We start from the raw sequence: 335 nt of genomic DNA, 5'->3' as shown, positions 1-335 counted from the left end.
GAGCGGCTGTGGCGGTCGCTCAAGCATGAGGACATCTATCTCAAGGGCTATGCCGACGGCCGCGAGGCCAAGGCAGGCATTGCAAACTGGATCGCCTTCTACAACGATCGTCGCCTTCATCAGGCACTCGGCTATCGTACGCCGATGGCGGTCTGGCGCGAACGGATGCAGGCCGCGAAGGCTGTGGACATGAAGGACAACGCTGACGCGTTGAACCACATGCCCATCTGTGGACGCCCCGGTGGATGCAAGAAGAATCGTTCGATTAGGTGTTGCGCGTAGTCGGGTGCTGACATCTGTCCGGCCTTTATTGCGACCGTCATATGTCGCGGGCC

The 335-nt window shown here is 60.0% G+C and carries 1 pseudogene; it reads left to right on the top strand.

Features of this window, described 5'->3' with window-relative positions:
* Positions 1–159: pseudogene (locus AC5ZGW_RS47790) on the top strand (integrase core domain-containing protein); the annotation flags it as partial.
* Positions 160–335 lie beyond the last annotated feature (176 nt).

The organism is Bradyrhizobium sp. Crot121 (assembly GCF_059512385.1).
This window is presented reverse-complemented; position numbering and strand designations above follow the sequence as displayed.